Genomic DNA, 6,347 nt, shown 5'->3' with positions numbered 1-6,347 from the left:
GCGCTGGCCTGGCTCGAACGTTTCCATGTCGATGGGCTTCGTGTCGATGCCGTCGCGTCGATGCTCTATCGCGACTACAGCCGCAAGCATGGCGAGTGGGTGCCGAACAAGTACGGTGGACGCGAGAACCTCGAATCGATCGACTTCCTGCGCCGGGTGAACCAGCTGGTCGCCGAACGCCATCCGGATTGCATGACCATTGCCGAGGAATCCACCGCGTGGCCGGGCGTGACCCAACCGGTAGCGCAGGGCGGCCTCGGTTTCACCTTCAAGTGGAACATGGGCTGGATGCACGACTCGCTCGACTACATGACGCACGATCCGATCCATCGTCGCTGGCACCACGGCGAGATGACCTTCAGCATGGTCTATGCCTATTCGGAGAAGTTCGTGCTTCCGCTGTCGCACGACGAGGTGGTGCACGGCAAGCGATCCCTCCTTGGCCGCATGCCCGGTGACGAGTGGCAGAAGTTCGCCAATCTGCGTGCCTACTACGGCTTCATGTGGGGGCACCCCGGTAAGAAGCTGCTGTTCACTGGGGGCGAGATCGCCCAGCCAAGGGAGTGGAATCACGACGCCCAGATCGCCTGGGAGTTGCTCGATCATCCGCTGCATCTGGGTGTGCAGAAGCTGGTGCGTGATCTTAACCAGCTCTACGCCAGCACCCCGGCGCTGCATGCCTGGGATTCGGACCCGCGCGGCTTCCGCTGGGTCATCGGCGACGATGCGGAGCAGAGTGTCTTCGCCTGGTTGCGTATGGCCGACGGTGGGCGCACCGTTCTGGTGGTCAGCAACATGACGCCGACTCCCCGGCATGGCTTCCGCATTGGCGTGCCCGAAGGCGGCCGTTGGCGTGAGGCGCTGAACTCCGACGCGAGCGAGTACGGCGGGTCGGGCATCGGCAATGAGGGTGAACGCCATGCCCAGGTGGTGCCCGCGCAGGGCTTTGGACAGTCGCTCGTACTCAGCTTGCCGCCGTTGTCCACGGTCATGTTCATCGCCGACTGACGAGGAAATCGATGCCTGCACTTCCCGAACGCATGCAATCCGGTACGCCCTATCCCCTGGGTGCGACCTGCGACGGCATGGGTACCAACTTCGCCGTGTTCTCCGCACATGCGGAGCGCATCGAGTTGTGTCTGTTCGATCCCTCGGGCAAGCGGGAGATCGCGCGCTACGACCTGCCCGAGTGCACCGATGAAACGTGGCACGGCTACCTGCCGCGTGTCCGTGGTGGCACGCTCTATGGCTTTCGTGCGTACGGACCTTACGAGCCCGAGGAGGGGCATCGGTTCAATCCGAACAAGCTGCTTCTCGATCCGTATGCACGCCTGTTGCACGGACAGGTACGCTGGTCCGACGCCCTGCATGGGTACCGTGTCTCCTCGCCGCGTGCCGACCTTTCCTTCGACCGGCGTGACAGTGCCGCTGCCATGCCGAAGGCCGTGGTGGTCGACGAGCCCATGCACTGGACCGGCGGCAACCGGCCGCACACGCCGTGGAATGAGACCATCATCTACGAGACGCATTTGCGGGGTTTCACGCGCACGCTGAAGCGTATTCGCCAGAACGAGCGGGGCACCTTCATCGCCCTCGCCGATCCCTACGTGATCGACTACCTGGTCAAACTCGGCATCACCGCGGTGGAGCTCCTGCCCGTGCACGCCTTCGTGCAGGACCGCCGCCTCACCGAGATGAAGCTGCGTAATTACTGGGGCTACAACACGCTGGCCTTCTTCGCGCCCGAGCCGGGCTACATGGCCGAAGGTGCGCTCAACGAGATACGCGCCGCGGTGCAGGCCTTGCATGCAGCGGGCATCGAAGTGATTCTCGACGTGGTCTACAACCACACCTGCGAGGGCAGCGAGCTGGGTACGACGATGTCCTTCCGTGGCCTGGACAACAAGAGCTACTACCGTCTGATGCCGGACAATCCACGCTACTGCATCAACGACACCGGTACCGGCAACACGGTCAACACGGCCCACCCGCGGGTGATCCAGCTGGTGATGGATTCGCTGCGCTACTGGGTGCAGACCTTCCACATCGACGGCTTCCGTTTCGATCTCGGCGTGAGCCTGGGTCGTGAGGAACAAGGCTTCGATCCCTGTTGCGGCCTGTTCGATGCGATGCGCCAGGATCCCGTGCTCGCCAACGTCAAGTTGATATCGGAGCCGTGGGACATCGGCCCCGGTGGTTATCAGCTGGGTAATCATCCGCCGGGTTTCGCCGAGTGGAACGGCCAGTTCCGCGACGACATCCGTAAGTTCTGGAAGGGCGATTCGAACATGCGCGGTATTCTTGCCGGACGGCTCCAGGCATCGGGCGAACTGTTCGATCACCAGCGGCGAAAGCCCTGGGCCTCGGTGAACTTCGTGACCGCACACGACGGCTTTACGCTGGAAGACCTGGTCAGCTACAACGACAAGCACAACGATGCCAACGGCGAAGAAAATCGCGATGGCGGCAACGATAACGAGAGCTACAACCACGGTGTCGAAGGCCCGAGCGACGATCCAGCCATTCGGATACCGCGCGAGCGCGTGAAGCGCGCCATGCTGGCGACCATGTTCTTCTCGCACGGTACGCCCATGTTGCTGGGTGGCGACGAGTTCGGCCGTACGCAACAGGGCAACAACAATGCGTATTGCCAGGATAACGAGTTGTCGTGGTACGACTGGAAGCTCGCCACGTCGGAGCAGGGCAGGGAACTCACCGACTTCGTGGCCCGCTTGTCACGCCTGYGCGAACAGCACCCTACGTTGCGCGCGGCGCATTTCCTGCGTGGCGATACCGAAGTGGCGCCGGGCATGCGCGAGGTGGCGTGGTTCGACGAGAGCGGCGCGGAGATGACCCAGGAAACCTGGGGCTATACCGAAGGTCGCCTCCTTGCCCTGCGCCGTGCCCAGGCGTACGGCGAGAAGCGCGCCGACGTGACCCTCGTGTTGATCAACGCGACGCCCGAGACCCATGTGTTCCATCTGCCGGCACCGGCGGTCAGCTGGCGGATGCGCTGCAACAGTGCGGCGCCTGGCGCGACCGAGGTCGCATGGACCGATTCGACCATTGCGGTCGAAGGGCACAGCGTCATCCTGCTCGRCTCGATCGTCCGGACGGAACCGGCATGAGCGCCCGCTTCGTGCATGCGATGCCCTACGGCGCGCGATCGCTGGGCGATGGGAACACGCGTTTCCGGCTCTGGGCTCCTGATCTGGAGGCGGTGTCGCTCGAGTGCGACACCGGCCATACGGCGCCCATGCGGTCGCTTGACGATGGTTGGTTCGAATGCATCTGCCCGGCCGAGATAGGCGTGGGTTATCGCTTCCGGATCAATGCGTCGCTGGCTGTGCCCGACCCCGCGTCGAGGCGCCAGCGTGGCGGCGATGTGCATGGCTATAGCATCGTCACCGATCCTCTTGCCTTCGAATGGCGCAATACGGCGTGGAACGGAAGGCCCTGGCGCGAAACAGTGATCTACGAGCTCCATGTGGGCGTGCTCGGGGGATTTCATGGCGTCGAGATGATCCTTCCGCACCTGGTGTCGCTGGGCGTCACGGCGATCGAACTCATGCCTATCGCCCAGTTTCCCGGCGAGCGCAACTGGGGCTACGACGGTGTGCTTCCGTATGCGCCGGCGGACGCTTACGGTTCGCCGGAAGATCTCAAGGCAATGATCGACACGGCGCACGATCTCGGTCTGATGGTCTTCCTCGATGTGGTCTACAACCATTTCGGGCCCGATGGGAATTACCTGGGCGCCTATGCCTCGCGGTTTTTCGACGAGGGCGTGCACACGCCCTGGGGTGCGGCGATCGGTGTCTCATCGCCGCAGGTCGGCGACTACTTCGTCCACAACGCGCTTTATTGGATCCAGGAGTTCCGCTTCGACGGCCTGCGTTTCGACGCAGTCCACGCGATCGGTAATCCCGGCTGGCTGTCGTCGCTGGCCAGCCGCGTCCACGCCGCTGTCGGACCGGATCGCCATGTGCACCTGATCCTCGAGAACGAGGCCAACCAGGCCAACCTGCTTGGCCGCGGTCGCTTCGACGCGCAGTGGAACGACGACTTCCACAACGCGCTGCACGTCCTGCTCACGGATGAGGGCGAGGGTTATTACGCTCATTACCAGGCGCCGATGGACATGCTACTGAGGACGTTGCGCGAAGGCTTTGCCTACCAGGGCGAGTTGATGGGGGCACGTCGCCGCGGCGAACCGAGTGGGCACCTGGCGCCGTCGCGCTTCGTAAACTTCCTGCAGAACCATGACCAGGTCGGCAACCGCGCCTTCGGCGAGCGCCTGACGACGCTGATCGATCCCGCCACGATGGAAGCGGCACTGGCGCTGCTCTTGCTTGCCCCCTTCGTGCCGATGCTTTTCATGGGTGAGGAGTGGGCGAGTCGAACACCGTTCCTGTATTTCACCGACTTCAGCGACGACGAACTTCGTGACGCGGTGCGTGACGGCCGTCGCAAGGAGTTTGCGGCGTTCACCCGTTTCGGAGGCGAGGACATTCCCGATCCGAACGAGTACGACACGTTCACCGCGTCGATTCCGGAGCGCGATATCGCGCACGGTGAGCATCGACGCCTGTTTATCCGTGACCTGATTGCGCTGCGCCACAAATACGTGGCGCCCTACATCGACGACGCACGTAGCCTCGGCGCGATGCCTCTGGGCGAGCACGCCCTCAAGGCGTCGTGGTCGCTCGGCGGCCAGGTTCTGACCGTCTTCGTCAACCTCGGCAACACCGACGTCACCATCGCGCAGCCACCATCGCCCTCGGCGGCGTGGTTGCATGGCGACGCCGCCGAGATTGCCTCTGTATCGCGCGGCCTGCTTCCGGCACGCCGCACCGTTGCCTGCCTGGAGTCCTGAGCCGTGAACGCCCCCCTCGACGATCGTCTCGCCCTGCTAGCGGAACAGGCCGGCGTAGACGTGTATTGGCGCGACGCGCTGGATCGTCCGCAGTCCACGCCGGCCGCCACGTTGCGCGCCGTCCTGCGCGCCCTGGATCTTCCGGCGGATAACGCCGACGACATCGAGGCGAGCCTGCAGCGCATCGAACAGGAGCGTACGGGCCGGCAACCCCCGCGCCTGGTAACCGCTGAAGCGGGCGACCGCTTTGCCTTGCCTGTCGCGCCCCGCGGACGCGTATGGAAGCTGCTCGCCGACGACGGTAGCCTCGTCAGCGAAGGCCAGCTGCCTTCCGGCCAGGGCCAGTTGGATGCGCCATCCGTCCCCGGCTATTACACGTTGTTCCTCGACGAAGACGAAGTCACGCTTGCCGTCGCGCCGCCGCGTACCTTCGGCATCGCCGACATCGCCGCGGCGCGTCGCCCGTGGGGTGTGGCCGTGCAGATGTCGAGCCTGCGTCGCCCGGGCGACGGCGGCATCGGTGATTTCACTGCGCTCGAGACCTGTGCGAAGGCCGCGGCGGAGAAGGGCGCGGACGCGCTGGCGATCAGTCCACTGCATGCATTGTTTGCCGCGGCGCCGGAGCGATACAGTCCCTATGCGCCGTCGAGTCGGTTGTTCCTCAACGGCCTCTACGTCGACCCGGTGCGAACCAGCGGCGAGCAAACCGTGCGTGCCGTGATCGACACGCACAACCTGCGCCAGGAACTCGCCGAACTGGAATGGTTGGACCTGATCGACTGGCCTCGCGCTGCGCGTGCCAGGATGACTATCCTGCGCTCGCTCTTCGAATCGGCCTCGGTCGACCTCGCCCATTCCGAACGCTTCGGTGCGTTCCGCCGCGCTCAGGGCGAGCCGCTGGAACGGCATGCAAGGTTCGAGGCCCTGCATGCCGACTTCAGTGCGCACGGCCGTCCCGGCGGCTGGCAGGGTTGGCCCACCGCGTACCACGACCCTGCGAGTCGTGAGGTGGCTGCGTTTGCTCGTGAGCATTCGCGGGAGGTGGGCTTCCACGCATGGTTGCAATGGCTCGCCAGCCGGGGACTTGAAGGCGCACAGAAGGCGGCGCGCGATGCAGGCATGGCCATCGGCCTCGTCGCGGATCTCGCTGTCGGTGCCGACTCGGGCGGCAGTCACGCCTGGGCCCACCAGGCCGAGGTGCTCAAGGGGCTTTCCGTCGGCGCGCCGCCGGATGCACTCAATCGCCTGGGCCAGGACTGGGGGCTCACCACGTTTTCGCCGCGCGGCCTGCGCGATACCGGTTTCAAGGGTTTCATCGGCATGCTTCGTGCGGCACTCGCCCACGCCGGCGGCGTCCGTATCGACCATGTGCTCGGCCTGAAGCGCCTGTGGATGGTGCCCCATGGCGCCGGTGCCACCGAGGGTGCGTACGTGCGCTATCCGTTGACGGACATGCTGCGCCTCATCGCAC

General features: G+C 64.7%; 4 protein-coding genes. All 4 read left to right on the top strand.

The window, feature by feature from the left end; translation table 11 throughout:
* A partial coding sequence (glgB, locus tag AC1DT2_RS13725; protein ID WP_477296875.1) for a 1,4-alpha-glucan branching enzyme occupies window positions 1-1,008 on the top strand: 1,008 nt, incomplete at its 5' end.
* A gap of 11 nt (window positions 1,009-1,019) precedes the next feature.
* Window positions 1,020-3,128, top strand: a complete 2,109-nt coding sequence (glgX, locus tag AC1DT2_RS13720; RefSeq protein ID WP_477296873.1) for a glycogen debranching protein GlgX — start codon at window positions 1,020-1,022, stop codon at window positions 3,126-3,128.
* On the top strand, window positions 3,125-4,876 hold the full coding sequence (treZ, locus tag AC1DT2_RS13715; protein WP_477296871.1) for a malto-oligosyltrehalose trehalohydrolase: 1,752 nt from the start codon (window positions 3,125-3,127) through the stop codon (window positions 4,874-4,876). Before glgX ends, treZ begins: the two co-directional genes overlap by 4 nt.
* Before the next feature lie 3 nt (window positions 4,877-4,879).
* On the top strand, window positions 4,880-6,347 hold a 1,468-nt coding region (malQ, locus tag AC1DT2_RS13710), incomplete at its 3' end, for a 4-alpha-glucanotransferase (RefSeq protein ID WP_477296869.1).

This window comes from Luteibacter sp. P4_E6 (assembly GCF_056401535.1).
The sequence above is the reverse complement of the archived record's forward strand: the minus strand, read 5'-3'. Positions and strand labels throughout refer to the sequence as shown.